Below are 25911 nucleotides of genomic sequence, written 5' to 3'. Positions count from 1 at the left end.
TTTTTATGTTGGCATGTTTTAAGCATGCATGAACCGACTTCAATTGTACATTTTGATGGTGTAATGGTTTGTTATCTCCTGACTTAAACGTACTGCTTTTAATTTATTTTGAAGATCTTCATATCTTCAATATCAGTCCATCTATAAAAATATGCAAGCTGATTTTTTAAATTTTTATGAAAAATTGAACAAAAGGAGAGCAATCGTGTCCAAATCTTATTTATCTGGAGCTGAGCTCATTGAGCAAATTCAAAAGTCTCCTTATTCACGTGATTTGATCGGTTATCACGGGCAACCTCCACAGGTTAAATGGCCTAACAATGCCAAGGTTGCAGTGCAATTTGTGCTTAATTATGAAGAAGGTGGCGAAAAACATATTGAGCACGGCGACGATGGCTCAGAACAGTTTTTATCGGAGATTATTGGTGCAGCAAGTTACCCGGCGAAACATATGTCGATGGACTCTATGTACGAATATGGTTCACGTGCTGGTTTTTGGCGCATTCATAATGAGTTCCAAAAGCGCAAACTTCCAATGACCATTTTCGGAGTAGCTATGGCGCTTGCCCGCAATCCTTATATTGTGGAGGCGATTAAGGAAGCTGATTATGATGTGGTTTCTCATGGTTACCGTTGGCTTCACTATCAAGATACCGATAGGGAAGTTGAAAAGCAGCATATCGAACAGGCTTTATCTGTTTTAGAAAACTTGTTTGGAAATAAAGTGACAGGTTGGTACACCGGACGTGACAGCCCGAATACACGTCAGTTACTTGCAGAATTTCCGCAAATTCAATATGACTCTGATTATTATGGCGATGACCTGCCCTTTTGGACGACTCTCACCGATACAGCTGGTGCATCACGCCCTCATCTCATTATTCCTTATACTTTGGAATGTAACGACATGAAGTTCTGCTCGCCGGGTGGATTTAATAGCTCAGAACAGTTTTTTCAATATTTAAAAGATAGTTTTGATGTGTTGTATGCAGAAGGAGAAACTGCACCAAAAATGATGTCAATTGGAATGCATTGCCGTATTTTAGGGCGACCAGGCCGTTTTAAAGCGCTACAAAGGTTCCTCGACTATATTCAAATGCATGATCGTGTTTGGATATGTCGTCGTCAGGATATTGCGCAGCATTGGTATAAAAATCACATAACTAAATAATTGATTTTTAATTTTCCAAATTCATCAGCGAATTACAAATCACTCTTGGCACTGTTATTGCTAAAACTCTATATCACATTAACGAGTTTAGGAATAACAGTGTTTTTAGTCGAGTTTAATCAAGCCTCACCAGAACAACTCAAGACTCTGTTAAACAACTGCGTCCATATTCCTGCATGGGCCGAAAAAATTATTTCAGAACGCCCCTATTCAACAAAAGCATCTCTTTTGGAATATGCAGAAAATTTAAGTCAAATGTGGTCATGGCAAGACATTGAAACTGCTTTAGCAACCCATCCAAAAATTGGTGAACGCCAAGCTAAAAAACAACTCAATGCAAAAGAGCAGCATTTTTCAAATCAGGAACAAGCTGGCATTTCTTTAGATGAACAAACACAACAAGCTCTGCTACAAGGCAACCTTGATTATGAACAAAAGTTTGGCTTTATTTTTTTAATTAAAGCGGCAGGCCTCAGTAGTGATGAAATTTTAAAAAAACTACATGAACGTCTACAAAATGACTTGGCTATTGAAAAAACAATTGTACATGGGCAACTCGCAGCGATTGCTCTATTACGCCTATCTCAGGAAATACAAGCATGATCAGCACTCATATTTTAGATACGAATTTAGGTAAACCAGCTGCACAGGTAGAAGTGAAGTTGTTTCATGCAGAAACTCATGAGCTGATAGCGACTGCAATTACCAATCAAGACGGTCGAGTGAGTAATTTTGGAATAAAAGACTTAGGTGAAGGCGCTTATCAACTTGAATTTGAAATTGCACCTTATTTTTCATCACAACAAGTCAAAACTTTTTTCCCACGTGTTTGTATCCAATTTTTTATAGAAGACGTCAATCAGCATTATCACATTCCATTACTGATCAGCCCATTTGCTTACTCCACTTATCGCGGTAGTTAATTCAAATATAAATAGGAGAAAAATATGAACCATCAGCAAAAAAATGCGATTTCTCCAGAGCATGAATATTTAGGAATTTCCAAAAGTTTTGCTTACGGCTTACAGCATGTGCTGACCATGTATGGTGGCATTGTAGCCCCGCCCTTGATTATTGGAACGGCAGCTGGCTTAAGCTCAGCACAAATCGGAATGCTCATTGCAGCGGCTCTATTTGTAGGTGGATTGGCAACCCTAATCCAAACAATCGGAACCAAATATTTAGGCGCAAAATTACCTCTGGTACAGGGTGTGTCTTTTGCAGGTGTAGCCACCATGGTTGCCATTATCACCACAGGCGGTGGTTTGCCTGCTGTCTACGGCGCGGTCATTGCTGCATCTCTGATTGGACTATGCCTTGCGCCTTACTTCTCAAAAATTATTCGTTTTTTTCCACCCGTGGTAACTGGATGCGTCATCACGATTATTGGATTGTCTTTGCTACCAGTTGCAATTCGCTGGATGATGGGTGGCAACAACAAGGCGCCTGACTGGGGTAGCGTAGAAAATATCTCTTTGGCCCTGCTGACCTTATGCATTGTGATTGTTTTAAATATGCTGCCGCAAGCAAGCATTCGTCGTTTATCAATTTTGTTGGCTATTGTTGCTGGTACTACCCTTGCCTACTTTATGGGTTTTGGTGATTTTAGTCAGGTGAGTTCAGGGGCATGGCTGCAATTCCCACACTTATTTGCATTTGGTTTACCAACTTTCGAGCTCAGTGCAATTTTATCGATGTTGATCGTGACCTTAGTGATTATGACGGAAACCACAGCTGATATTATTGCTGTCGGAGACATTGTAGGAACTGAAGTCGATTCAAAACGGATCGCCAATGGCGTTCGTGCAGATATGTTTTCGAGTGCTTTTGCGCCTATCTTTGATTCATTCATGCAAAGTGCTTTTGCTCAAAATGTTGGACTGGTTGCGATTACAGGCATCAAAAGCCGCTTTGTAGTCGCAGCAGGCGGTGTGATTCTGATTATTTTGGGCCTACTCCCTATTATGGGTCGTTTGATTGCCGCGATTCCAATGCCCGTACTTGGTGGTGCAGGTTTGGTCTTGTTTGGGTCGGTTGCAGCAAGTGGAATTCGTACTTTGGCAAAAATAGATTATAACGATCAGAAAAATTTGATTATTGTGGCAACTGCTTTATCAGCAGGGATGATTCCAATTATTAACCATGAGTTTTATGCCCATTTCCCAGTTTGGGTACAAACATTATTTCACTCAGGTATTAGTTCAACATGTATTTTTGCTATCTTGTTGAATTTATTATTTAATCATTTACCCTCATTTCGCAGTTCGCGTACACCACATTTAAGCCAAACAATAAATACAAGAAATACCCATTAAAGATTTACTTTTTAGCGCCCCACTTCGGTGGGCTTTTTTTTAACCGTTGATCAAATTTGGCTTCATTTTTGCTTAAGACCCTGTATCCTTAGCGTGCTTTATTTGGGGGGAGATCATTTAAATGCAATTAAAGCAACTTGCGGCGACTTGTGCCTTGTTATCTGCAACTGCCATGGTTCAGGCGAAACCAATTTGGCAAGATTTTAGCGTGACTGGACTTTATGGTGAAAACTATGAAGTTGTAGATGAGAAAGAAACCACGATTACTTTGGAATATACAGCGAAAGTTAAATATGCTGACGTATTTTTCTTCTTAGACCGCATGCGTGGCGAAGATGACTATAAAAGCACTTATTTTGAGTTATCACCACGTTTAAGTTTAGGTGAAGTATCTGGTAAAAAACTGGCATATGGCCCAGTAAAAGATGTGTTGATTAGTACCACTTGGGAGAGTAACTCTCAAAACGGCAACAACTTCGACAACTTCCTTTATGGCTTCGCAGTTGATTTAGATATCCCATATTTCCAATATGCGAATTTAAACTTCTACCGTGCCAATAATGAGAAAACTGACGACGATTATCAAATGACATTCGTTTACGGCATTCCATTAAAATTAGGATCTGAAGATTTCTTGGTAGATGGTTTCCTTGACTGGTCAACTGCTGAAGATGACCATGCAAGCGAGTTGAACTGGACAACTCAATGGAAATGGAATGTAGGTAAACACATTTCTCCTGATACACGTTTATACCTAGGTATCGAGCACTCAGTGTGGAATAACAAATTTGGTATTAAAGGTGCCGACGAAAATAACGTTAGTGCATTGGTTAAATACCACTTCTAAAATTTTTATTTAGAAGCATAAAAAACAGCAAGGAAGAATCCTTGCTGTTTTTGTTTTTAATCGAGTGGATTACCCACAATATTGCTAATAATCCCCTGCATAATATGTCCGCCTTGTTCACGGCGTAACTCCGCATACCAAGCTTGGGTAACAGCTTCATCTTTCATATGGGTCACATCACAACGTTTGCGTGCACGAAGTACCAATTCATTGGCACGTTCATTACGTTTATTTTGATAGCGTCGCAAAGCATCCTCTAGCCCCAAAGTATTAATTTGCAGAGAACGCGCTAAATAAATTGCGTCTTCCATCGCTTGGCAACCGCCTTGGCCAATATCAGGTGTCGTGCTGTGTGCAGCATCCCCTAAAATCACCACGCGACCTTTATAAAATTGAGTGAACGGTTCAATATCATGTATTTCGACCCGATTGGTCTTTTGCGGGTCTAAGCGCTCAATGAGTTGCTGTACTGGCAAACACCAATCAGCAAAATATTGTTCTAAAAGTTTTTTATAGTCATCTCGATTATTGTCTAAACCTGCTGGCAAAGGCACATCTAAAAAGAAATAAAACTTACCATCCGCAACCGGCATCAGAGACGCACGCTTGCCTTCCCCCACATATGTCGTCCATTGCTCGGCTGGTGCTAAATCTTCAGATATTTCAACTAGGCCATTCCAGTTCACATATCCCGCATAACGGCGCTGTACTTGTTGGCCCAACACATAGGTCCGTGTAAGTGAGTGGGTACCGTCAGCCCCAATTAATAGATCAGCCTGCGTTGAACTGCCATCTGCAAAATGAACCTCGACATAATCAGCTTTGTCTTCAAGGCGGACCATTTTTTTGCCTAAATAAATCTGATCACGGCCAAATTCATCCATGAGCATATTTTGTAAATCAGCACGTGCCACTGGATAAGGTCGTTGGCCTACTTCTTCAATTAATGGCAATAAACTGAATTGTGTCATCACATCGCCAGTTAAACCATCTACATAGGCTAAGTCATCCATTTGTCCGCCAAGTTTGGCGATTTTCTCGGTTAATCCCAGATAGTTCAGACATTTCACACCATTTGACCATAACGAAATTGCTGCACCGACAGGAAGGATTTTTTCAGTTTGTTCGAAAATGCGGACTTGGTGACCAAATTTTTTTAATGCAATACCTGTGGTTAGACCTCCCATTCCCGCACCAATAATCACCACATTCATAACACGCTCCTATAGATATTGACCTATAGGGTGCTTATGCTAAAAACATGCCATCGTTCAAAAATTATTTTGCTTTTCCACAAAACTGGCATGCACCATGCTTATATATTTAGGTACAAAACTCGTCTCGGCACGCTCAGTGTGAGTGCAGTTTTAAATGAAAAATCATGTTTTTAACAAGAAATACGGATACTCCATTATGGCAACATTGCATGCTCCAGCTTTTGAACTTCCTGAAATTTTGAATACTAAAACTAATTTGGCAGATGCCCGAATTGGTGCACAAGTCATTGAGTGTTCAGATGATTTCTTTGCAGAAGCAAAGCGTATGCTGCAATTTGAAACACCTATTTTTGTTGAAGATAAATTTGATGATCATGGCAAATGGATGGACGGTTGGGAAACCCGCCGTAAGCGTCATGCGGGCTATGACTGGTGTATTGTAAAACTAGGGGTGAGTGGAAAAATCACTGCTCTTGATATCGATACCAGCTTTTTTACAGGAAATTATCCAGCTTCTGCATCATTAGAAGCATGCTATGCACCAAATGGGGACCTGACAGGGGCAAAATGGGAAAGTGTTTTAACAAATACTGAACTCGGCCCAAGCCAGCATCATATTTTCATGGTCAATAATGATGCACTTTTCACTCATATACGCCTCAATATTTTCCCAGATGGCGGTATTGCCCGTTTACGTGTCTATGGTGATGTTCATATTCAAGTGACTGACAGCGAACAAACTCTCGATTTATTGGCTCTCGAAAATGGTGGCCGTGTAGTTGCCTATAGCGATGCGCATTTTGGACATCCACGTAATTTGATTAACCCAGGCCGTGGCGTCAACATGGGGGATGGATGGGAAACCAAACGCCGCCGAGCACCAGGTTATGACTGGTGTATTCTTGCGCTCGGTAAAAGCGGAAAAATTGAGAAACTTGAAATTGATACGGCTCACTTTAAAGGGAACTTCCCTGCTGAGGTTTCTATTCAGGCGGTTTACCTTGAAAATCCAACCGATGCACAGTTAATTCCTCAAAGTATGTTCTGGTCTTACTTACTAGAAGCCCAACCGATGCAAATGGATCATATTCATGAATATGTGAATGAGATTTTACAACATGAAAAAATCTCGCATATTCGTATTAACATGATTCCAGATGGTGGCATTAGCCGTGTTCGTTTATGGGGAAAAATTGCCAAGTCATGATCATGAATAATATTCAAATTCAGCCTTTAACAATTGAAAATTTTCAGCCCTTCGGAGAAGTTATTTGTTGTGACGGGCATGACTTTTTTCATATTAATGATGCCCACACCGAGCGCTACCATGCACTCGTTGAAACTGAAATTGAGGGAGAAGCGAAAGCAGGAATTAGTATTTTCCGTAATATTAAGGCCAGTGTACTACCTCTGGAAATTTCAATGCTAGAGCGCCATCCAAAGGGGTCTCAGGCATTTATTCCATTACAGCAACAAAAGTTTTTAATTATTGTGGCGCCCGCTTTAGACGAGAATACACCCGACATTTCAAAGCTATGTGCATTTGTTTCAAATGGGAAGCAAAGTATCAATTATCGAGCAGGCACATGGCATCATCCTTTGCTTACCTTTGAGGCACCAAGTGATTTTGCAGTGGTCGATCGAATTGGAGGTGGAGCGAATTGTGATGTTTTTCAATTTCCGGAAGCTATAAAAATTACTGTCTAAATTAAAATAGACAAATCTGTCTATTTTAATTTAGTGATCAAAATGCCAATGGTCGCGTAAGAACAGAGTCGTGTACTTCAAACGCCAACCTAAGCTTTGAGTATTACAGAATGGAACGGAAGGTTCCGCCTTCAACACGAACTGCTGCCCCATTAGATGCTGATCCCAAAGGACTTGCCAACAACGCAACCATAGATGCAATTTCATCAGCTTCAATCATTCTTGCAATCAATGAGCTTGGACGATATGTCTCGAAAAAATGTGCTTCAATTTGTTGATCTGTCATGTCGGGACGAGGAGCAGTTTGACGTAAATAGTCCATGATACCTTCGGAACGTGTTGCAGAAGGAAGTACGCTGTTCACCGTAACTCCCGTGCCTTTTGTTAACTCGGCCATTCCACGTGATACAGCCAATAGAGCAGATTTACTTACGCCATAATGCACCATATCTGGTGGTGTGAATGCTCCTACCTCACTCGACATAAAAATCACTCTTCCCCAATTATTTTCTAACATTTTTGGAAAGTAGTGACGAGATAAGCGCACACCTGACATAACATTCACATTAAGCATATGCCACCAGTCTTCGTCTGTAATCTCAGTAAATGGTTTAGCTTCATAATATCCTAAGTTATTTACCAAAATATCGGTGAAAGGGTGTTGTGAAATTAATGTCTCAACTCCCTCTGATGTACTAAGATCAGCTAAAAACCCACGTACTTTGCCCAAGGGAGCATTTGCTTCTATCTCAGCTACCGCCGCTGCCAATTTGTCTTGGGTACGGCCCGTAATGATGACATCAGTTCCTTCTTTAGCTAGAGTTTTGGCAATTGCTAGACCGATGCCTGCTGTTGCCGCAGTTACAATAGCTGTTTTACCTTTCAGTTGGAGATCCATAGCTTTTTCCTTTTCATATTTAAAGATGGTGTGCAGGCGCTTTAATCATTCTTTGGCTATACCAGATTTAGCCAATTTCTGATCAAGGACCTATTAGCGATGAGTCACCACATAAGATGTAAAGAGAGCTAAAGTATTACTAAATTCCCTTTCATCCTGTTCCAATACGTTTTGCAAATTAATTACATAAATTCATGGAAAAACTGAGATGACTGAAACACCATAACGATGATTTATATGAAGTGTATGGTTAGCAGCAGAGGGGATAAACAACCGTCAAAGGAAAACATTTGTTCTTTAAAGAACAGAATAAGACAGCTTTTTTAGAAGTATGGCCATCAAAAGATAAAGGATATGCCTAAAATCAGGAAAACTACTTATAAATTAGTTATTTGAAATAAATTATATGAGTTGTCAGGTGCAGGATAATTTTATAAAAAATTATCCTGCACACTTTAATTAAACAGTAATATCAGCCAAGTTACCCTTCTGCTCAAGCCACTGCTTACGATCTGCCGAACGTTTTTTCGCGAGTAATTTGTCGAGTAAACCTGCTGTAAAGTGGGCATCATCAAGATCTAATTGAACCAAGCGGCGTGTATTAGGATCCATCGTGGTTTCACGTAGTTGAATCGCGTTCATCTCACCCAACCCTTTGAATCGGGTAATTTGCGGATTACGATTACCTTTAATATTTTTCAAAATAGTTTCAAGTTCATCATCATCCAGCGCGTAATGGACATCTTTGCCAATGTCGATACGGAACAATGGTGGCATTGCCACATACAAATGTCCTTCTTCAACCAATGCTGGAAAGTGTTTAACAAATAAAGCGCAAAGCAAAGTCGCAATGTGTAAGCCGTCCGAGTCCGCATCGGCCAAAATACAGATTTTGCCGTAACGTAGTTCAGATAAATCATCACTGCCCGGATCTACACCAATCGCAATTGCAATATCGTGAACCTCTTGAGAAGCCAAGACTTCATCTGAAGAAACTTCCCATGTGTTTAAGATTTTTCCACGAATTGGCATGATAGCCTGAAAGTTTTTATCACGGGCTTGCTTGGCACTACCGCCCGCAGAGTCACCCTCGACAATGAATAGCTCACTGTCCTCACGAGTTTGACCAACACAGTCAGCCAATTTACCCGGTAAAGCAGGGCCAGAAACAATCTTTTTACGCTCGACTTTTTTTGCTGCTTTTAAACGACGACCTGCTTTAGAAATCGCCATTTCTGCCAGTTGCATGGCAATTTCAGCATGTTGGTTTAGCCAAAGTGCGAAAGCATCTTTAGCAATATTTAAAACAATATTGGATGCTTCTCGACTCGAAAGACGCTCTTTGGTTTGACCTGAAAACTGCGGTTCTTGGAACTTGAGCGATAAAATATAGTTCACGCCATCCCAAACATCTTCTGCCGAAAGTTTAAGGTTTCGTGGCAACAAGTTACGTAGCTCACAGAATTCACGTAACGCTTCAGTTACACCTGAGCGCAAACCGTTCACGTGAGTACCGCCTTGCGCGGTTGGAATCAGGTTGACATAACTTTCTTGAACCTGCTCACCGCCTTCTACATTCCAACAAATTGCAAATTCACATGCCGCCCGATCTGCCTGACCATTACTCACAAAAGCAGGATTTGGCAAGATTTCGCGATCTTGCAACTCATCCATCAAATAATCAACGAGGCCATTTTCAAATTGCCATTCGATTTTTTCATCGTTAATTTGATCGATATAGATAATTTTTAAGCCAGCCGCTAAAACTGCTTTGGCTTTTAAATTGTGTTTAAGAGCTTTTAAAGCAAATTTTGGACTATCAAAATATTTCGCTTCTGGCCAAAAATGTACCGTTGTCCCTGTCGCACGTTTTGGTGCTTTACCTTCGAGAACGGCTAAAGGTGCTACTGGTTCACCTTGCTCAAAAGCCATTTGGTATAGGTTACCCTGACGTTGAACTTCAACCTCAACACGTGTTGATAAAGCGTTTACAACCGAAATCCCCACACCATGTAAACCACCTGAAAATTGGTAATTATCGGTACTGAATTTACCACCGGCATGCAGCTTGGTCAAAATGATTTCGATACCACTTTGGCCATATTCAGGGTGAATATCGACAGGCATACCACGACCATTATCTTCAACTGACAATGAACCATCTTTATAAACCGTGACACATATCTTGTCGGCATGACCAGCTAATGCTTCATCAACAGCATTATCAATCACTTCTTGGGCTAAATGGTTAGGTCGAGTCGTATCGGTATACATCCCTGGACGACGACGAACAGGGTCTAAACCAGAAAGGACTTCAAGCGATTGAGCCGTATATTGTGTCACGTTGTACGTTTTCCTTATTTGATGGTGTGCGCAAAGAATTCGATCACTAACGGTAATTTTTCTTCAAAATCTTCCATAGCATGATTGCCATGAGCATCCGTCAAAATCAATGAGGATGGCGTTGCAGCACTATAATAGCGTTGTGCTTGACGATAATCCAAAATTTCGTCGCCTTGTTGCAACAAGACGAGTATTTTGTCAGCATTTTCAGGTTGTTTCAGTTCAAGTTGTTGTAACTGTCGTAACTGAATATGGTCAATTGACCATTGATCATTCACCACATAGGGCATGCTTTCAACTTGAAATAACTCATCAAACAGCTTCCATGGTTGCATAGCAGGATTAATCAGTACAGCCGGAATATTATATTTCGCGACAAAATATGTCGCAAAAAATCCCCCGAGGCTACTACCGACTAAAGCCACGTCTTGTAAAGATTCAATAAGTGTTGAAACTTGCTCTACCACTAGATCGGGAGATCTATTTAAATCTGGCAAATGCACATTTATACCCAATTCGCTACAATACTGCTTCAGGCTTAGCCCCTTAATTGAAAGAGAGCTACTATTAAAGCCATGGAGGTAGATAATATTCATATATTTCCCTCTAAATTGAGAATAAACTCACATTTTTGTTCTCAGTTTGTATATAAAAACACTATTGTTAGACAAGAAAAACCACTCAACTAACCATTCATCAGTATTTTAAAAACATGTGTTATTTAAACTACTAAGATGGAAACGTTTACTGCCGTTGATAAAAAGTACAGCTTAAAACGTCGGTTATAACGTACATGGGGAAAAGATATGCCGAGCTTAACACCACTACATGAAACTTATTGTAAATGGGATCGTACGCCACCTAGTCAGGCAGACGTATTAGAAGGTTTAGCTCAACTGTTCAGTACCAGCTTAAATGGTGTACATGAATTAATTCAAGTTATTAATATTGAAGTATTAAAAAATGCGTTTGGTGTGAGCACACAAAATGCAAAAAACTTTCAAAAACGACCATTTGTGCAAAAGGCATATCAGCTTTCTTATGGCGCTTTACAAAAATACGGTAGCTGTTTTTTAGCGCCAAGTTTACGTCATATTATTGAAAAATATCCTACCCTTCACGAAAAACCACTCACCCCAAGCCTACATTTTTTGGTTGGAATTTTGAATGGGATTTTTGGGGATTATCTACTTAAACAGCATAGCCCCCTCGCCTTACCCATGGTGCTATATGATCACTACGGTGCAATCCAACAAGGGGAACTTGCAGGGCGTATCGTAATTTTGGCCCATGGTTTGTGTATGAACCATCTTACTTGGTCAAATGCACATTATGGCGGTATTGGGGAGCGCTTGTTAGCCCAACGTGACCACAACACGATGCTGTATTTAAACTACAATACAGGTCGACGTATTTCAGCCAATGGACGCAGTTTTTCAAATTTATTAGAAGATTTGGTACAACGTAACCCAAGAATTACCAGTATTGATATCATTGGCCATAGTATGGGCGGATTGGTTTCTCGTAGTGCCTTGTTTTATGGTAAACAAAATATGTATCAATGGATTCATATGGTCGAGAATCTAGTCTGCATTGGTTCTCCACATCACGGTGCAGTATTGGAGCGCTTTGGCTTTACCATACAAGATAAACTCGGGGCTTTCCCTTTCGTAGGTTTACTTGGTCAACTGGTTAATATACGTAGTAATGGCATTTTAGACTTACGCCACGGTAGCGTTCGTGATGACGACTGGGAATATATGGATGCCCGAATTGGTATGATGGATGATAATCGTGCCCCAGCTCCGCTACCTTCCCATATCAATACCTTTTTAGTGGCAGGCACCCTCGAGTTTGAAAAAGTACGTAACAAAGCGCTGACGGTGATTGGTGACTATTTGGTAAGTGTAAAAAGCGCGCTAGGTGAACACCCAAATCCACGTTTTCAGCTCAAAGTTCCAGATTCGCATAAAGCCGTGTTTTATGGCTTAAATCACTTTGAAATTCAGTATCACTCAAGTGTTGCCGAACAAATTACGCGCTGGCTATATCCTCATATTAATGATTATGTGCAAGACGGTATTCAAACCCATATTATTGATATGCCGAACTATACGCTCGAAGATTTAGAAGGAATTGTAGAGACGTAAAAAAAAGCCCAACTTATGTTGGGCTTTTTTATAGAATCTTAAATATTTTAAAAAAAGCTCTATAACTATTATTTATCTTTAAAAAATAAGTTGTCTTTACTATCTAAAACTTCATCAGAATAAAGATAGTATTTTCCTTTCTTAACGACTACTTTTCCTAACTTTTCACCACTTTGAACATTAAAGAAATATAGCTCGTTATTTTTCTCTTTCACTTTGCATATATAAGATTTATCAACCTGAAAGCCACTAATAGAATACTCACACTTTTTGGGTGTTAATGTTAAAACAGATTCTATCGTCGCAACATTACCACCCGGCAACTCTTCTGAACTATAATAATGATAAGTACCATTCCACTTATCCGTATTTGCAAATGCGTTAGCAGAAAGAGCCAGCAATAATAAACAAAAAAATTTCATTAAATTAATTTATAAACAATCAAGTCAAACTATTATAACCAAATTGCAATACAATAAAATATTTTATGATTTCATAAATAAACTATTGAAAATACTCTTTTCAAAAATTAATTCTTATCACTATTAGTAAATTTAGAGAAATATATGAAAGAAATTGTTGTTTTTGACTTGGATGGGACATTACTTTCGGGTGACTCTACAAAGGCATGGTTAACAGATAAATTGAAATCTAATCTTCTCAGATTTATCGCTGCAATTATTGTTAGTTCGATTGCTTTACCTCTTATGAAATTCAAGAAATATAAATCTAAAGGTGCTTCATTGTATTTGTGGATTGCAACGTATGGTATGAATGAAGAAGAATTAGAATATAGTTTTAAAAATTTTTCCAATAATATCAAAGATATTACTTCTGATTCATTATATTGGTTTGAGCAAGGTATAACTGAAGTTAAAGATCATTTAGCACATGGAAGGATTGTGTTTATTGCCACGGCTGCACCAGAAAAGTTAGCGAATGTTTTACTAGAGTCCATCAATCTAGATGTACAAATTATTGGTACTCCTTTGCAAAAGAAACTAGGAGGATGGATAAGTGGGATACATTGTAGGTCTGAAGAAAAAGTAAGAAGATTGAATAAGCTTGATATCAAACAACCTTGGTTTGCAACATATAGTGATAATATTGAAGATGACTTGCCTATTTTGATGGGCGCCAAACTCCCCTATTTAATTAACGGGGATAACAATAAGATTAAAAATATGAAAATCAATAACTTAAAAATATTAAATTGGGTTTTAAAGTTAGAACATTAATATTATTTTTAGAAGCCACCGAAAACTAATTAACCGAAGACGCTATAGAATCAATTAAATTAACCTACATAGGCACTTTTAGTAATAAAAGTGCCTATGTTATTTAAATTTTCATTTATCATGAATATTATTAGTTAATTTTCTCTATATTTATTTCTTATATCCAACAGACCTTTACTATATATTTTTTCATTTTCGGTGCATGATACTTGTAAATTCATATCTAGGTAAGTGTAACGATGTACTAATTTTTCTTCATTATTGTGCCCTCCAAAAATATTAAAATGTGCACCTTCACTTGAAAAACATTCAGTTATAATATTAGGAATTCCATCCCCTATTAAATCCACCCCTCTAATTTTATTATTTTTATATAAAATCTGATCCTTATTTAATTCAAAGCCATAGCCTCGAACTAAATCCTTGCTTCTTTTATTAATATTATAAAAATAATTAGGCTCATCTGTAACAAAAGCTAATTCTGAAACACAATCACTACTATCTTTTTTCAATACTGGATTCACGATATCATATTTAAATTTTTCTTCTTCTTTATAAACAATTACAACATCTTTATTAAGAGGTTTTTCACTTACTATACAACCTTCATCAGAATCTAATAATAAATAAATCTTATTGTCTAACATTTTTTTTATATCTTTACTAACCTGTAATTTCTCTACTGAAGGTAATTTTTTTTGTGGCATCTCGACTTTATGTTGTTCAGTAGGTTTAACATGAGTAGTCTCACTTAAATGTTTATTATCACAAGCACTTAAGCCCAATCCCAATAAACACATACCAATTAATGTTTTGTAAATCACTTTTTACCTACCTGTCTCTGACCAATGAGGTGCATCTTTACTACCATACCAAATTACACCATATTTTTTGCCAAATTGAGTTAATGTTGCCCAACTTGTAATTTTTATACTTTCACCATCAATAGTCATAACTTTTCCAATATAATTAGATATTCTCATATCTACTGCTTTTTTTCTATTATGGTTTGAAGAGCCTGGTTTACCTACTGGATTCTTGCCTATACCATATTTTTTATACATTGCTTTTGCTGCTTTTATTGCTTCAGTTTTATTTCCTTTATGTGTCCAATCAATATTTACTCCCGGAAATGGAGGTACTTTATCTACAGCAATTTCTCCTCTTGCTATCGCTGTAGAATAATACATTAAATAACTTCTTTCAGATGGACGCCAAGTTGTATTAATTACGACACTGATACCGGCATTTTTCATACCATTAATAAATTTTGAAGCGTTGGTTTTGAAAGGCTCAGCTAAATCACTTAATCTATTACTTTGTAAGAACAAGCTACACCAATCCACCCCGCTAACTTTTAGTTGAGATGAATCCGACTTAGTAACATTAATAGATATAGGTTTCATATCTTTTTGTAATACTACTTGGGTCAATAGGTTTGTATTTTCAAATATTTTTATTGTTTGTCCGGCTTGGCCCTTATGTATTTTTGCACCTAGACCGCTAACACCGCTTATATGAGAGTTTTTATTTCCCTTATACTCAATTATATATTCACAATTACTAACTAATTGCTTAGTTATTTTGTCATAAGTTAAAATTTTAAACTCTATATCACTATTATCTATAACAATAGTTTTAGGATGGCCTTCTGTACTGGTTTTTACTTTTTCATCCCTCTTAGGGGTAGAGTCATGAGTTTCAACTGGCTTATCAACTAGTCGCTTATGTTTAGCTGAAGAAATTGGTTGTTTAGATTGAGATATTTCTACAACTTTAGTCCCTGTCTTTATATTTTTTGATGCTTGCTCTATTGCTGAGGAATCAACATCGATAACACGAAGCGATTTATTTTTATCAACTTTGATAGTTAATAAATTCCGTTCATCTCTTAATTTATAATTCAGTTCGAATCCTGGCATTGCACTAACAGTTATCTTTCCATTACCATCAGTCTTTTTTTGCTTTATCTGATTTCTATATTTTTGAATTAAATTCAAATTCGTTATAGGTTTTTTCGTATCTCTATGTCTGAACAGGATATTAAAAGTATGTAAATTAACCTTTATAGTCTTTTCACCCATCCCCTCTTGTGCTGTAAAACGAATAATTTCTTGTTTTGAGTCCAGCCCACTAATTAAAACTATAATCTCCTCACCACTTAACGCTACTAAGTTATTTTCAATACCATTAGTACCTACACTATGCTTCTTTTCAGCATTTTTATATTTTAAAAAATAGGAAAAATTTGGTATTACCTTATTTTCACTATCTATGATCTTAATACTAAAATTAACGTTTTTTTGTTTAGTATTATTCTCACCCTCTTCTGCTTTTTTTTCATTATTTACTTCAGCTTTGGTGTCTTTTTTTACAGATTCTTGCTTTTGACTAGGTGATGTCTGTTGGTTATGTATGTCAGTTTGAGATTTTATTCCACTACGACCACTTGCAACAACTATAACCGAAGAATGATTTTTCCCATCAGCAATTAATAAAATTTCTTTATTATTATTATCAACCGCTTGAACACCATCAATAGTAAATCTTGCTCCCCAACCATCTTTCACAAGAAATGATCTAATTTTACCTTGATTATCAGTAACTAAATTACTTAACGCTGGTACTACTTTTGTTTTCTTGTACCCAATACTTACACTAGACTTAGCAAGTACATTAGCACTTCTATCAACAAATTGAACATAGAAACGTGATGTGCCTTTATATCTATACCAACGCATATCATCATTTTCTGTTCCTTTTATTTTTACTTCTTCAGTCAAGGAACTTTTAGCAAAATCTGGAACTAGTGAAGTATATTTTTCTGGATTTTTCTTATGTAAAGCTGCTTGAGCTTTAGGGCTAAAATATAATACAACTCCATTTGTTATATCCTCTTCCAGTCCTTGATAAATTGGTGATATTGCTTCAATGATATCTTGGGTATGATCAGATATATTCCCCGAATACATTTCTGTCACAGCTTTTTTAAAAGGTGGATTTTTATCAGTAATAGCATCGAAATTCTTTTTTAAAATATCACTAATATTTCTTGCATTAAGCCACTCTGCAAAACCAATCCTATTTTTTATACAGTGCGCCACAACTTTCCAAGTGGTTGGACTGCATCCTCCAGCTTCTCCCGCCACAGTCCCAACAAACTTTATAAATTCTTCTGAATAACTCATTTACTGTTACTTCCACAAGGATTTTGAATTTTCTTTTTAAATAGAATTTTACCATAATCATTTGCAATTAAATTGAGCTCTCCAGTATTATCAAAATGAGACATCTCACTAAAATCACTGTAATAATTAAATTTTGATGGAAGAATATTGAATTTCTTTTCACTTAAGTCTATTAAAATTCTTTTATTATTAGTGAACATCTTTTTTGCATATATTTTCTTTTTACGACTATCACTTTCTATAATACATTTAGACTTAATATCAAAACTAATCAACTCCTCAGTATAATCTTCCTCATGTTTTCCGATAAAGTAATGTCCTACACAAGGTGAACCACATGAACTTACTACATGAAAGATGTCTTCATTAACTTTTTCAATACTTGGTGATTTTATATCGCGTAATAAAATATTTTTTTTACCATTTGCTGTTAGAACAACATTACAACTTGTCTCATATTCGTCCGTACATTGTGAAATAAGATTAAAATCTTCTTTTGCATAACTTTTCAGTGAAAATAAAACCAAAAAGAGGCAAACAATATTTTGTTTATTAAACATCAGTCAATCTCCTAATCATTATGTGTATGTTCATGATCAATTCCACATCCACAGCCATCAATCTCCTCACCATCTAGTGATTCAGCTTCCTGTCCAAGCATCAGCTCTTTAATTTCTGTTAAATAAGCTCCTGGGACTAAAGCGAGTTCTAAATTATCAACAGAATCGCTGTAAACTCTCGCGCTACTTTCTTGCTCAAACTCATATACAGCTTCAATTTTCTTAGAATGATTAATTAATTTATACTTCATATTTTTTAATATTTTAGTATCAAATATTTGACTTAAATCAAATCTCATACTATACATTCCAGTTGCCGGCATTTTCGGCAACTCAGCATTTACTGTTGCTCCACTCGTAAACAAATGCTGCCCAGCTTTACTTTCAAACTTACCGCCTGTTGTTGAAAATACGCCATCCGCATTAATTTTGAGCTGTGACCCACCTGCTGTTAATACAATTTCTTTTGGACTGGTAAGCTCGATTTTTTCTTCAGTAGAAATGAACTTGATGACCTTCTTGGCAATCGCTTCAATAGCATCATCTTGCGCTTGTAGTTCGAGCTTTCCTTTTGCTGCATAAGCGCGAAAACCCTTTTGTGCGGCAAACAAACTGATTTTGTCTTGTGCATGCCCAATAATATTTTTCTGCGCACTCAAATTAATTGAACCACTCGCACTTTCAGCAATATCTTGCGAAGCTTGTAGAATAATATTTTCAGGCGTCGTCAAAGCAATACCATTTGGCGATGCCAACAACATAAGAGCTTGTCTAAAGATCTTGCCTTGCTCTTGCTGTTTAGTATCGGAACTGCTTTCTAAACCTTGGGTATAACCTTCCATAAAGCCTTGCAAAGAACTTAATGCTTTAGAAGGTGATACTTCTAATTTACTGCCTTTACTAAAAGTTCCACATACACTCATCATGTCAAAGTCTTTGGTCTCAACATTGGCTAAGACTTTTCCAACCTCTTGAATACTTTCAAATGGATTTTTATGAATGCGTTCTTTAATACTGGCAAGTTTTCCTTTAACGATGTCGGCACCATGCTCTTCAACATTTTCAATAAATGCTTTTAAGTTTTCCACCGCATCTTTGGCATCACTAAAGAAAGAATTAAATTCGTCTACAACGCCTTTTGCATTTCCCCCTAGCGCGCCAATATCTTGAATAAAGCCACCACAGTCTTTTAAGGCGTGAATAGGATCGTTATTAATCCCTTCTTTAAATAAGTTCACCGTACTATCTAATGCCTGTCCTGTAGTTTTTAGCTCAAGGGACTGGATGAATTTGGGTAAGCGATTAATCACGTTCAAAGCATCAGTCTGTTGCTTTGCTGCAACTTCACTGAGCATTTTCATGCTTTCATAGCCTTGTGAAAGTAAAGATTGTGCTTGTGCAGCCTCTAAATGGTCTGCAATCGCCTGCTCTTGTGCATAGGTACTAATGAGCATGCCTTTACCCGCACGCACAGCACCCCAAGCATCTGTTCTGAGTTCAAAGCCTTCACCTCGGCCTTGGCTCGTCTCTTGTTCTTTCGGATGGCTTAAATTACCCAAATTCAGCTGTGTTGCCGCATGACTACTTTGGAGTTGAGTACTGATTTGTCCGGTTGTGTCATCAAAACGTAATTGGTTGAAGCCGCTTCCATTGATTTCCTGACTGCGAATCCCGCTCAGTTTTTTAGTTGCAGGAAGCTGACCTTTTACATCGAACTTGGTGGGTGAGCGCTGTGCTTCATGGATGCGCCCAGTCACAAATGGACGGTCAATATTGCCATCAAAGAAGTCAATGACAACCACTTCACCAATACGTGGTAAGAAACGTGCGCCATAGCCTTCTCCTGCCCAAGGAGTCAGTACATCCACCCAAGCCGAGTCAGTATCGTTGTCATTGCTACCTGCGCCACCGTCATGGCCATGATCATCACTACGGGTAAATAGAAAACGTACTTTAATGCGCCCCCATTCATCGACATGAATGGTTTCTCCCTCTGGTCCCATGACTTTCGCTCTTTGTGGATAGGCCATTGGTCGATGCTGTTCTGGATTATATTCAGGTGCTGTCTTGATCTGACGACGTATTAATGTCAGCTCATTACCTTGACGTTCGATATCTTCATAACCATGTTGATCCCAACGACTTTGGGTTAATAACTGGCTAACTTGCTGATGTAAATCTTTAGGTAAGTTATTTTGGTTATAGAAATTTTTAGCAATGATTAGGAACTCTTGATCTGCTCCTTCATGCTGATCAATTTCAGGATGCTCCTGTAGATTAAACCAATAACCAACTTGGCTATCACGGACACTACTATAGGCCTTAAAGTATTTGGCCTGACTCGCGTACATATTCGTAAATTGCTGATTTAATTTCTCTAGCTGATTACTACTTGAAGCGGTAGCTTGATCTTCCCCTTTTAAATCTTGCATCCAAGCGGGGCTTACGTGCCATGCTTGCTCAAGACTTAAAGTGGCTGAGTCGAAGTTATCTGAATGTGTATGCGTGGTAACAACCGAACCATTACCCTCTTCTTGTGCAAGGACATCCGGTTGCCAGCGCTGTACATGTACCGCTGTCGGCTGCAAACTTCGCACTGCAACAAAACCAGTAATACTATCTTGATATTCGGTTGCGCTACTTCTGTGATAGCGAATACTACGACGCTCTAAAGCCTCATACTGGCTATTGTCATCAATGAGTCTTAGTTTTTGAGCTTGTATGGGCGCAGTAAAATGCGGAACAAAAAGTTCTGACTCATCAATAAGCCAACTAATGCCTTCACTTCGCCATAAGCGCGTAAGAAAGTCATAGTCAGACTCATTGTGCTGCATGGTGAAAGGTCGAATATCATAGTTTTGACTTAACCCACTAAGATCAAGACTTAAACTTGCCGCAAAAAGCTGACTTTTTTCCTGCCATTCTTTAAATAATATTTCCGTGACTTCAATAATACTTTTATTCATGAAAACACGACTATTACGGCGCTTGTGCCATAAGCTTGTCGCGTCTTTTAAGGTGAGTTTATAAAGTGTTAAAGCACCGTCACTTTGACCATAACTGGCTTCTGTCACTATTCCTGTAGTTCGAAATAATTGTCCAGAATCAGTAACCTGATCAACAGCAACTTGTACCCCTATAAACTGCTTTAATGCAATTTGGGCATTCGTTGAAAGACAGATCAACTCAGCTTCCAATCCCCCATTTAGCTGATGTTGGCCTTCGATACGCTGTAAAAAAACTTGGCTATTGAGTAGCTCATTAGAAAATTGCACATGGATGGCACGTTTCTGCGCACTTAACCCTATTTTTTCCAAAACATTAAATATATTGAAAAGCATTTTTTTATAATCATAAGGATATAAAACGGCTGCACTTTATAAAAAACAGACCTATCTGTCTACAAAATTATGCGTTATTTTTATCAATTTTTTTATATTTTCACTTATTCGAAAGTAATAAAAAAGCCCAACTTATGTTGAGCTTTCCTTTAACCACTTTACATTTACTTTTTAGCAGTCTTAAATACTGGATAAAAACGGAACAATTGCCATAAACAAACCAGTAATATCAAAAGAAAATAAACAAATGACCAAACTGGTAAAGATTGGCCTAAAAAGGTCCAATCAATTGCTGCACATTCACCTGAACCGGATAATACTTCTTGTAAAACCATTTTCATTGGTAAAGCATCAATGAGGTAATTTAATCCCGGACCACAACTTGGTACTTGATCAGGTGGTAAATGTTGCAACCAGACATGACGTCCTGCCACACCGACTGACCATAAAATTGCGATACCTGCTAAAAATGCATAAAAACGTTTCACCGCGTTGGAAACCGGGTTATGTAAAAAGGCAATCAGTGCTACAAGGCCCATCGCCATTAAGCCAACACGTTGAAAAATACAGAGCGGACATGGCTCTAAACCTTTTACATGTTCCAGATACAACGCAAAAGACATGCCGACAATACTTGCTAAAACAAGTAGTCCACTCACCAAACGGTAACTTAATCGCATGTAAAACCTCGTTTTATTATCGATATTGTTCAAGATATTGATCAAAACTGACCTGAGTATCTTGTTCAAGTTGTTCTTGCTGCTGTAAAGATTGTGCAGCCAATTGTTCAAAATGTTTCAAAGTGTCCACACTAAGCTCATGCTGTTCATAACTTTCCGCATGTAACTGAGCCATGTGGCTACCAAAACTCCAAGTTCCACCATGCTTTAACGTATCGTCAATAACATGTGCAGACAAAGTCTCATCAACTTCATCAATTCGTGCTTGCATGACCGCTAAAGCTGAACTATACAAGTCCGTTGCGTAGGTCTGATCGAGTAACTGCGCACAATCTTGCATTTTTGCAATATACAGACGTGCCCAATCTTCGATGTGATATGACCCAGTTAAATCTGTAATGGTTGCGTTCGGCGCTCGGCCTCGGTTCACCACTTCTGTCTGATTTTTCTCAACCAAGTCTTGCTCTGGACCTAACAAATCTGGGCTATCACTTAGCAAACAATAAAGTGCTAACACTTCAAGGAAGCCTGCTGTCGTTTCATCAACGCCAATTGCCGAATATGGATTTACATCAACAGCACGTAATTCAACATAACCCACCCCTCGATTTTTCAAAGCTTGTGACGGTGTTTCACCTGCTTGAGGCACCTGTTTTGGACGTACTAGACTGTAATATTCATTCTCGATCTGTAAAACATGATCATTTATTTGCAACGGCTCACCAGATGCATCATTTAACCCTAAACGGCTAAATGGCGGGTAAGGAGAATGAACGGCTTTTTGTAAACCATCCAGATAGCCAGTCAAATTGTTGTAATGAATGCCTAAGCTTTTTTGAGCCGAGTTTTGATAACCCAATCGTCCCATACGGAGTGCTGTAGCATACGGCAAATAGTATGAACCTTTGATTAAAGGCAACAAATGATGTTTATGTCCGGTCAAGAAACAGCGACATACTGTTGGACTCGCACCCACCAAGAACATCACTAATGGTGTTAAACGAATGAAGTTACGAATAAGCCCAAAATAACGATGGCTACGATAATCCTGCAAACTTAATGATTTTAATTGTTCGTCAGTTTCGTGAGCTTGTAGCTCAGCAAAAAGTGTATCTGGGAAAGATAAGTTGTAATGCACCCCTGAAATGGTCTGCATACGACGACCATATCGAATTCCTAACCCACGGCGATATAGTGTTTTAAAACGACCAATATTAGAGGTGCCGTATTGTGCTAGACGAATCCGTTCTTCATTGTCGTCTAACATACATGGCATCGAAAGTGGCCAGAGTTTTTCACCATTTTCTAAATGACGGTGCACAACCGCATGAATATCGGTGAGCTCATGCAAAGCTTCTTCAATCGTTGGCTTAGGTGAAGTAATAAACTCCATCAACGCTTCTGAATAATCAGTCGTAATTTGTGGATGTGTTAAAGCTGAACCTAATGCCTTCGGATGTAACTCTTGCGATAAGAACCCATTACTTTGCATACGTAGGCTTTCACGCTCTATTCCACGTAACATGCCTTGTAGTAGCGACGAATCCACCCAAGCAGGAATAACTGATTGAGATGGTGTAGTGGGTTGACTCATGCATTTGCTCGCTTATTAAAGATCACTATATACAAAATCGTGAGATGATACGGCTATTTATATAATCACATCATTCCAGTTTGGCAATTTTTATCACAATCTTGTTATTTAAGACACGAAAGAATTGTGATTTTATTGAAGAATAATTGCTAAAGAGTTGTCAATATCATGAACGAACAAGACATTTTAAATTTCTGGTTTTCTCCTGAACACCGTTCACTTTGGTTTGCGAAAAGTGATGATTTTGACAAAAAAATCCGTGAAAATTTTTCTGATGTTCATCGACAGGCAACTCAAGCAGAACTCTGGTCTTGGCGAAAAACAGCAGAAGGCCGTTTAGCAGAGATTATTGTACTAGACCAATTTTCTCGCAACATCTATCGTGATCAGCCTCAATCTTTTGCTTATGACAGCTTGGCATTAGCGTTGGCACAAGAGGCAATTAGTTTGCAACTCGATGCACAGCTTAATCCAGAGCAACGTTCTTTTTTATATATGCCGTTTATGCATAGTGAATCAAAATTGATTCATGAGTTTGCCTTAAAATTATTTCAACGCCTCGGCAATGAAATTAATTTAAGCTTTGAGAAAAAGCATAAAGTCATTATTGACCGTTTTGGACGCTATCCTCATCGCAATACTATTCTCGGACGTGTTTCTACTCCAGAGGAAACCGAATTTTTATTAGAACCAAACAGTAGTTTTTAAAGTTTCTTAATTCTTAATGCTGAGTCATTATTTTTTAATGCTCAGTCGGGAGTTCATCATGAAATATCTCTCTCTTTGTTTAGCTTTAGGCACTGCCTTAACCTTAACTGCATGTGCAACCACTCCAAGTAAACCAAGAACCTTTGATCAGCTTGGCCAGTTTTCAGCATATCCTTTAAATGCCCAAACGTTTCGTATTAGTTTTCAAGCCGATTCAAATATGAGTTATGGCAGAGCTGAAGAAATCACCTTGGTGAAATCTGCACAAACGACCGTACAAAAAGGTTTCCGCTTTTTTAAAGTACTCAATGACCCAAGTAATCAGAGTCAAAAACCACCACGTCAGGCTGTGATTTATCCATCTGCTCCAAGTTTTTATCCTTATGGCTATGGTCGACGCTATCCAGGTTTCTGGCATGATCCGTTCTATGATTACCCACAAGTGGTCAATATCGATCCTGTTCAAGTGTCGTATACTATTGAATGTTATCGGGATCAAAAACAGGCTCCTCAGGACGCTTTTGATGCAACCTTGATCTTGAAGTCAATCGGCCAAAAATATGGATTGAGTCCGACAGGAGCGCTGTTGCCACCGCCTGAGCCGCCAGTAAAACAAAAATGAATAGGATAAATGTATGAGCATGGTAGAAGAAGTCCACCACGTGCCCAGTCTTAAACGTAGCAAATATTTTGCCACTCTAGCGCTAATTATCGTCGTTGTGCTGTGGGTTGCACTGATGGTTGCCGACCGGTTTCTGCCAGAGTACACAGATTTTATTCATATTTTAATGCTGGGTGCTGAAGCAGGTGTAGTCGGTGGTTTAGCCGACTGGTACGCGATTACGGTTCTGTTTCGTAACCCATTTGGTAAGCTGCCAATTCCTAAGTTTTTACGTGACCACACCGAGATTATTCCACGCAACAAGGCACGTATTGCAGAGTCAATGGGCCGTTTTGTACAAGAAAATTTTCTTTCGCCTCAAGTGGTTGAACGTAGCTTAGAAAAAACTGACTTAAGCCTCGCAATTGGTCAATGGTTAGCAAGTCCACAAAACAATACACAAGTGGTAGAGCTCATTCAGCAAACTGTACCGAAAATTTTTGAATTTGTTAGCCAAGAGCAAATTGCCAATTTTGTGCAAAATAATAGCGTGCAGTGGGTACGTAACACTCAAGTCAATAAACTCGCAAGTGAAATGCTGCGTGCAGTATTGGAAAATGATTTCCACCAAGATGTATTACAGCGTGGTCTCGATATCGCTCATGAGTGGGTGGTACAAAATCCGGATAAAACTCGTGAATTAACCAGAAAAATGTTTAAAGCGTTGGGCGTATGGTCTCTTGCAAGAGGTGCAAGCTGGATTGGTATTGATGTTCAACAACGCACCATCGACTCCTTGGTTGAAAAAGTAGAATCGATGCTGGCAGATCATGAACACCCATGGCGACAAGAAATTGAAACCATAGCTCATTCACTCATGCTTGAGCTGGCGAAACCAGACAGCATTGCGAGTCAGCGCCTTAACAGCGGTAAGGATGCGCTGCTAGACAGTCCGCAAGTTCTAAATTTTATTAGTGGGGCTGTCACGATTCTGTGTGATGCCATTAAAGAAGATTTAATGAAAGAAGACTCTGGCATTGCAATGAACTTAAGAGCGGCAATCCAGCAACTGGGTGAAAACCTTATTCAGAATGTAAAAGTACGTGAAGTTCTCAACAAAGAAATGACAGGACTTGCTATGAATTTTACGGAACAATATAGCCATAAAATCATACGCTATGTGAGTGAGCGCATTCATGAATGGGATTCGCGTGAAATGATTGGAAAAATTGAAAATGAAGTCGGTGGCGACTTACACATGATTCGAGTGAATGGCGTTGTAGTCGGTGCATTTATTGGTTTGACACTCGGTGTAATTCGGGCAGTGATTGAATCAATTTTATAACTTTAAAT

Annotated in this window: 23 protein-coding genes; 12 read left to right on the top strand and 11 right to left on the bottom strand. The window is 38.4% G+C overall.

Annotation, left to right across the window (positions count from 1 at the left end; all coding sequences use genetic code 11):
- The first annotated feature begins 205 nt into the window (after positions 1-205).
- From puuE to tsx, 5 genes are all read left to right on the top strand, one after another.
- The gene (gene puuE / locus SOI81_RS00640) at positions 206-1171 is read left to right on the top strand and encodes an allantoinase PuuE (protein WP_320541100.1); all 966 of its coding nucleotides are present in this window, start codon (positions 206-208) and stop codon (positions 1169-1171) included.
- A gap of 99 nt (positions 1172-1270) precedes the next feature.
- Complete coding sequence (gene uraD, locus SOI81_RS00635; protein ID WP_016142740.1) at positions 1271-1774, top strand: 2-oxo-4-hydroxy-4-carboxy-5-ureidoimidazoline decarboxylase; 504 nt, start codon at positions 1271-1273, stop codon at positions 1772-1774.
- Entirely contained in the window at positions 1771-2094 is a 324-nt protein-coding gene (gene uraH / locus SOI81_RS00630) for a hydroxyisourate hydrolase (RefSeq protein WP_016142739.1), read from the top strand. The genes uraD and uraH overlap by 4 nt, the downstream gene beginning before the upstream one ends.
- Positions 2095-2118: 24 nt before the next feature.
- On the top strand, positions 2119-3486 hold the full coding sequence (locus SOI81_RS00625) for a nucleobase:cation symporter-2 family protein (RefSeq protein WP_320541099.1): 1368 nt from the start codon (positions 2119-2121) through the stop codon (positions 3484-3486).
- A 121-nt stretch (positions 3487-3607) separates the two neighbouring features.
- A complete protein-coding gene (gene tsx / locus SOI81_RS00620; RefSeq protein ID WP_320541098.1) occupies positions 3608-4333 on the top strand; it encodes an outer membrane protein OmpK in 726 nt (241 codons plus the stop codon).
- 56 nt (positions 4334-4389) lie between these two features.
- Here tsx and hpxO read toward each other — a convergent pair whose 3' ends face one another.
- A complete protein-coding gene (gene hpxO, locus SOI81_RS00615) occupies positions 4390-5547 on the bottom strand; it encodes an FAD-dependent urate hydroxylase HpxO (protein ID WP_320541097.1) in 1158 nt (385 codons plus the stop codon).
- A gap of 199 nt (positions 5548-5746) precedes the next feature.
- On the opposite strand from hpxO, the gene alc reads away from it, so the two are divergent.
- Positions 5747-6757: an allantoicase gene (alc, locus tag SOI81_RS00610; RefSeq protein ID WP_320541096.1), complete on the top strand. Its 1011-nt coding sequence runs from the start codon at positions 5747-5749 to the stop codon at positions 6755-6757.
- Positions 6754-7257, top strand: coding sequence for an ureidoglycolate lyase (gene allA / locus SOI81_RS00605; RefSeq protein WP_320541562.1), 504 nt, complete (start codon positions 6754-6756; stop codon positions 7255-7257). Before alc ends, allA begins: the two co-directional genes overlap by 4 nt.
- 103 nt (positions 7258-7360) lie before the next feature.
- On the opposite strand, the gene SOI81_RS00600 is transcribed toward allA, so the two are convergent.
- From SOI81_RS00600 to SOI81_RS00590, 3 genes are all read right to left on the bottom strand, one after another.
- Positions 7361-8155, bottom strand: a complete 795-nt coding sequence (locus tag SOI81_RS00600; RefSeq protein ID WP_320541095.1) for an SDR family oxidoreductase — start codon at positions 8153-8155, stop codon at positions 7361-7363.
- Between the two features lie 459 nt (positions 8156-8614).
- Positions 8615-10498, bottom strand: a complete 1884-nt coding sequence (gene parE, locus SOI81_RS00595) for a DNA topoisomerase IV subunit B (RefSeq protein WP_004790102.1) — start codon at positions 10496-10498, stop codon at positions 8615-8617.
- 14 nt (positions 10499-10512) lie between these two features.
- On the bottom strand, positions 10513-11094 hold the full coding sequence (locus SOI81_RS00590) for a YqiA/YcfP family alpha/beta fold hydrolase (protein ID WP_016142731.1): 582 nt from the start codon (positions 11092-11094) through the stop codon (positions 10513-10515).
- A 210-nt stretch (positions 11095-11304) separates the two neighbouring features.
- Here SOI81_RS00590 and SOI81_RS00585 point away from each other — a divergent pair, with 210 nt between their 5' ends.
- Positions 11305-12648, top strand: coding sequence for a GPI inositol-deacylase (locus SOI81_RS00585; protein ID WP_262445853.1), 1344 nt, complete (start codon positions 11305-11307; stop codon positions 12646-12648).
- Between the two features lie 68 nt (positions 12649-12716).
- Here the strand turns inward: SOI81_RS00585 and SOI81_RS00580 are convergent, their stop codons facing one another.
- Positions 12717-13070 carry a DUF5991 domain-containing protein gene (locus SOI81_RS00580; protein ID WP_224992189.1) on the bottom strand — a complete coding sequence of 118 codons (354 nt, stop codon included), beginning with the start codon at positions 13068-13070 and terminating at the stop codon, positions 12717-12719.
- 144 nt (positions 13071-13214) lie between these two features.
- Here SOI81_RS00580 and SOI81_RS00575 point away from each other — a divergent pair, with 144 nt between their 5' ends.
- On the top strand, positions 13215-13886 hold the full coding sequence (locus SOI81_RS00575) for a haloacid dehalogenase-like hydrolase (protein WP_224992190.1): 672 nt from the start codon (positions 13215-13217) through the stop codon (positions 13884-13886).
- Positions 13887-14020: 134 nt separating this feature from the next.
- On the opposite strand, the gene SOI81_RS00570 is transcribed toward SOI81_RS00575, so the two are convergent.
- From SOI81_RS00570 to gshA, 6 genes are all read right to left on the bottom strand, one after another.
- On the bottom strand, positions 14021-14710 hold the full coding sequence (locus SOI81_RS00570) for a hypothetical protein (protein ID WP_224992191.1): 690 nt from the start codon (positions 14708-14710) through the stop codon (positions 14021-14023).
- A gap of 3 nt (positions 14711-14713) precedes the next feature.
- On the bottom strand, positions 14714-17074 hold the full coding sequence (locus SOI81_RS00565; protein WP_320541094.1) for a hypothetical protein: 2361 nt from the start codon (positions 17072-17074) through the stop codon (positions 14714-14716).
- Positions 17071-17634 (bottom strand): hypothetical protein, encoded by a 564-nt coding sequence (locus tag SOI81_RS00560; protein ID WP_224992193.1) that lies wholly within the window; start codon positions 17632-17634, stop codon positions 17071-17073. The genes SOI81_RS00565 and SOI81_RS00560 overlap by 4 nt, the downstream gene beginning before the upstream one ends.
- 11 nt (positions 17635-17645) lie before the next feature.
- Complete coding sequence (locus tag SOI81_RS00555) at positions 17646-20975, bottom strand: type VI secretion system Vgr family protein (protein WP_320541093.1); 3330 nt, start codon at positions 20973-20975, stop codon at positions 17646-17648.
- A gap of 164 nt (positions 20976-21139) precedes the next feature.
- On the bottom strand, positions 21140-21655 hold the full coding sequence (locus SOI81_RS00550) for a disulfide bond formation protein B (RefSeq protein WP_016142725.1): 516 nt from the start codon (positions 21653-21655) through the stop codon (positions 21140-21142).
- 16 nt (positions 21656-21671) lie between these two features.
- Positions 21672-23249 (bottom strand): glutamate--cysteine ligase, encoded by a 1578-nt coding sequence (gene gshA / locus SOI81_RS00545; protein WP_016142724.1) that lies wholly within the window; start codon positions 23247-23249, stop codon positions 21672-21674.
- 168 nt (positions 23250-23417) lie between these two features.
- Here gshA and SOI81_RS00540 point away from each other — a divergent pair, with 168 nt between their 5' ends.
- The 3 genes from SOI81_RS00540 to SOI81_RS00530 are packed head-to-tail and all read left to right on the top strand — an operon-like array spanning position 23418 to position 25903.
- The gene (locus SOI81_RS00540) at positions 23418-23957 is read left to right on the top strand and encodes a DUF924 family protein (RefSeq protein WP_002121850.1); all 540 of its coding nucleotides are present in this window, start codon (positions 23418-23420) and stop codon (positions 23955-23957) included.
- A gap of 58 nt (positions 23958-24015) precedes the next feature.
- Positions 24016-24579, top strand: a complete 564-nt coding sequence (locus SOI81_RS00535; RefSeq protein ID WP_016142723.1) for a CC0125/CC1285 family lipoprotein — start codon at positions 24016-24018, stop codon at positions 24577-24579.
- A 13-nt stretch (positions 24580-24592) separates the two neighbouring features.
- Positions 24593-25903, top strand: coding sequence for a DUF445 domain-containing protein (locus SOI81_RS00530; RefSeq protein WP_239977141.1), 1311 nt, complete (start codon positions 24593-24595; stop codon positions 25901-25903).
- Positions 25904-25911 lie beyond the last annotated feature (8 nt).

It is taken from the genome of Acinetobacter pittii (assembly GCF_034067285.1).
Classification (GTDB): domain Bacteria; phylum Pseudomonadota; class Gammaproteobacteria; order Pseudomonadales; family Moraxellaceae; genus Acinetobacter; species Acinetobacter pittii_E.
Note: the sequence above shows the minus strand (reverse complement) of the source record. Positions and strands in the feature narration are given on the sequence as shown.

What these genes read in the sequence shown, in the direction of transcription:
- SOI81_RS00555 (WP_320541093.1), bottom strand. Translation starts at nt 20,975, where the DNA reads ATGCTTTTCAATATATTTAATGTTTTGGAAAAAATAGGGTTAAGTGCG.
- SOI81_RS00585 (WP_262445853.1), top strand. Translation starts at nt 11,305, where the DNA reads ATGCCGAGCTTAACACCACTACATGAAACTTATTGTAAATGGGATCGT.
- SOI81_RS00550 (WP_016142725.1), bottom strand. Translation starts at nt 21,655, where the DNA reads ATGCGATTAAGTTACCGTTTGGTGAGTGGACTACTTGTTTTAGCAAGT.
- tsx (WP_320541098.1), top strand. Translation starts at nt 3,608, where the DNA reads ATGCAATTAAAGCAACTTGCGGCGACTTGTGCCTTGTTATCTGCAACT.
- SOI81_RS00575 (WP_224992190.1), top strand. Translation starts at nt 13,215, where the DNA reads ATGAAAGAAATTGTTGTTTTTGACTTGGATGGGACATTACTTTCGGGT.
- SOI81_RS00560 (WP_224992193.1), bottom strand. Translation starts at nt 17,634, where the DNA reads ATGTTTAATAAACAAAATATTGTTTGCCTCTTTTTGGTTTTATTTTCA.
- allA (WP_320541562.1), top strand. Translation starts at nt 6,754, where the DNA reads ATGATCATGAATAATATTCAAATTCAGCCTTTAACAATTGAAAATTTT.
- SOI81_RS00600 (WP_320541095.1), bottom strand. Translation starts at nt 8,155, where the DNA reads ATGGATCTCCAACTGAAAGGTAAAACAGCTATTGTAACTGCGGCAACA.
- SOI81_RS00580 (WP_224992189.1), bottom strand. Translation starts at nt 13,070, where the DNA reads ATGAAATTTTTTTGTTTATTATTGCTGGCTCTTTCTGCTAACGCATTT.
- SOI81_RS00590 (WP_016142731.1), bottom strand. Translation starts at nt 11,094, where the DNA reads ATGAATATTATCTACCTCCATGGCTTTAATAGTAGCTCTCTTTCAATT.
- SOI81_RS00625 (WP_320541099.1), top strand. Translation starts at nt 2,119, where the DNA reads ATGAACCATCAGCAAAAAAATGCGATTTCTCCAGAGCATGAATATTTA.
- SOI81_RS00540 (WP_002121850.1), top strand. Translation starts at nt 23,418, where the DNA reads ATGAACGAACAAGACATTTTAAATTTCTGGTTTTCTCCTGAACACCGT.
- uraH (WP_016142739.1), top strand. Translation starts at nt 1,771, where the DNA reads ATGATCAGCACTCATATTTTAGATACGAATTTAGGTAAACCAGCTGCA.
- SOI81_RS00530 (WP_239977141.1), top strand. Translation starts at nt 24,593, where the DNA reads ATGAGCATGGTAGAAGAAGTCCACCACGTGCCCAGTCTTAAACGTAGC.
- SOI81_RS00535 (WP_016142723.1), top strand. Translation starts at nt 24,016, where the DNA reads ATGAAATATCTCTCTCTTTGTTTAGCTTTAGGCACTGCCTTAACCTTA.
- gshA (WP_016142724.1), bottom strand. Translation starts at nt 23,249, where the DNA reads ATGAGTCAACCCACTACACCATCTCAATCAGTTATTCCTGCTTGGGTG.
- alc (WP_320541096.1), top strand. Translation starts at nt 5,747, where the DNA reads ATGGCAACATTGCATGCTCCAGCTTTTGAACTTCCTGAAATTTTGAAT.
- hpxO (WP_320541097.1), bottom strand. Translation starts at nt 5,547, where the DNA reads ATGAATGTGGTGATTATTGGTGCGGGAATGGGAGGTCTAACCACAGGT.
- SOI81_RS00565 (WP_320541094.1), bottom strand. Translation starts at nt 17,074, where the DNA reads ATGAGTTATTCAGAAGAATTTATAAAGTTTGTTGGGACTGTGGCGGGA.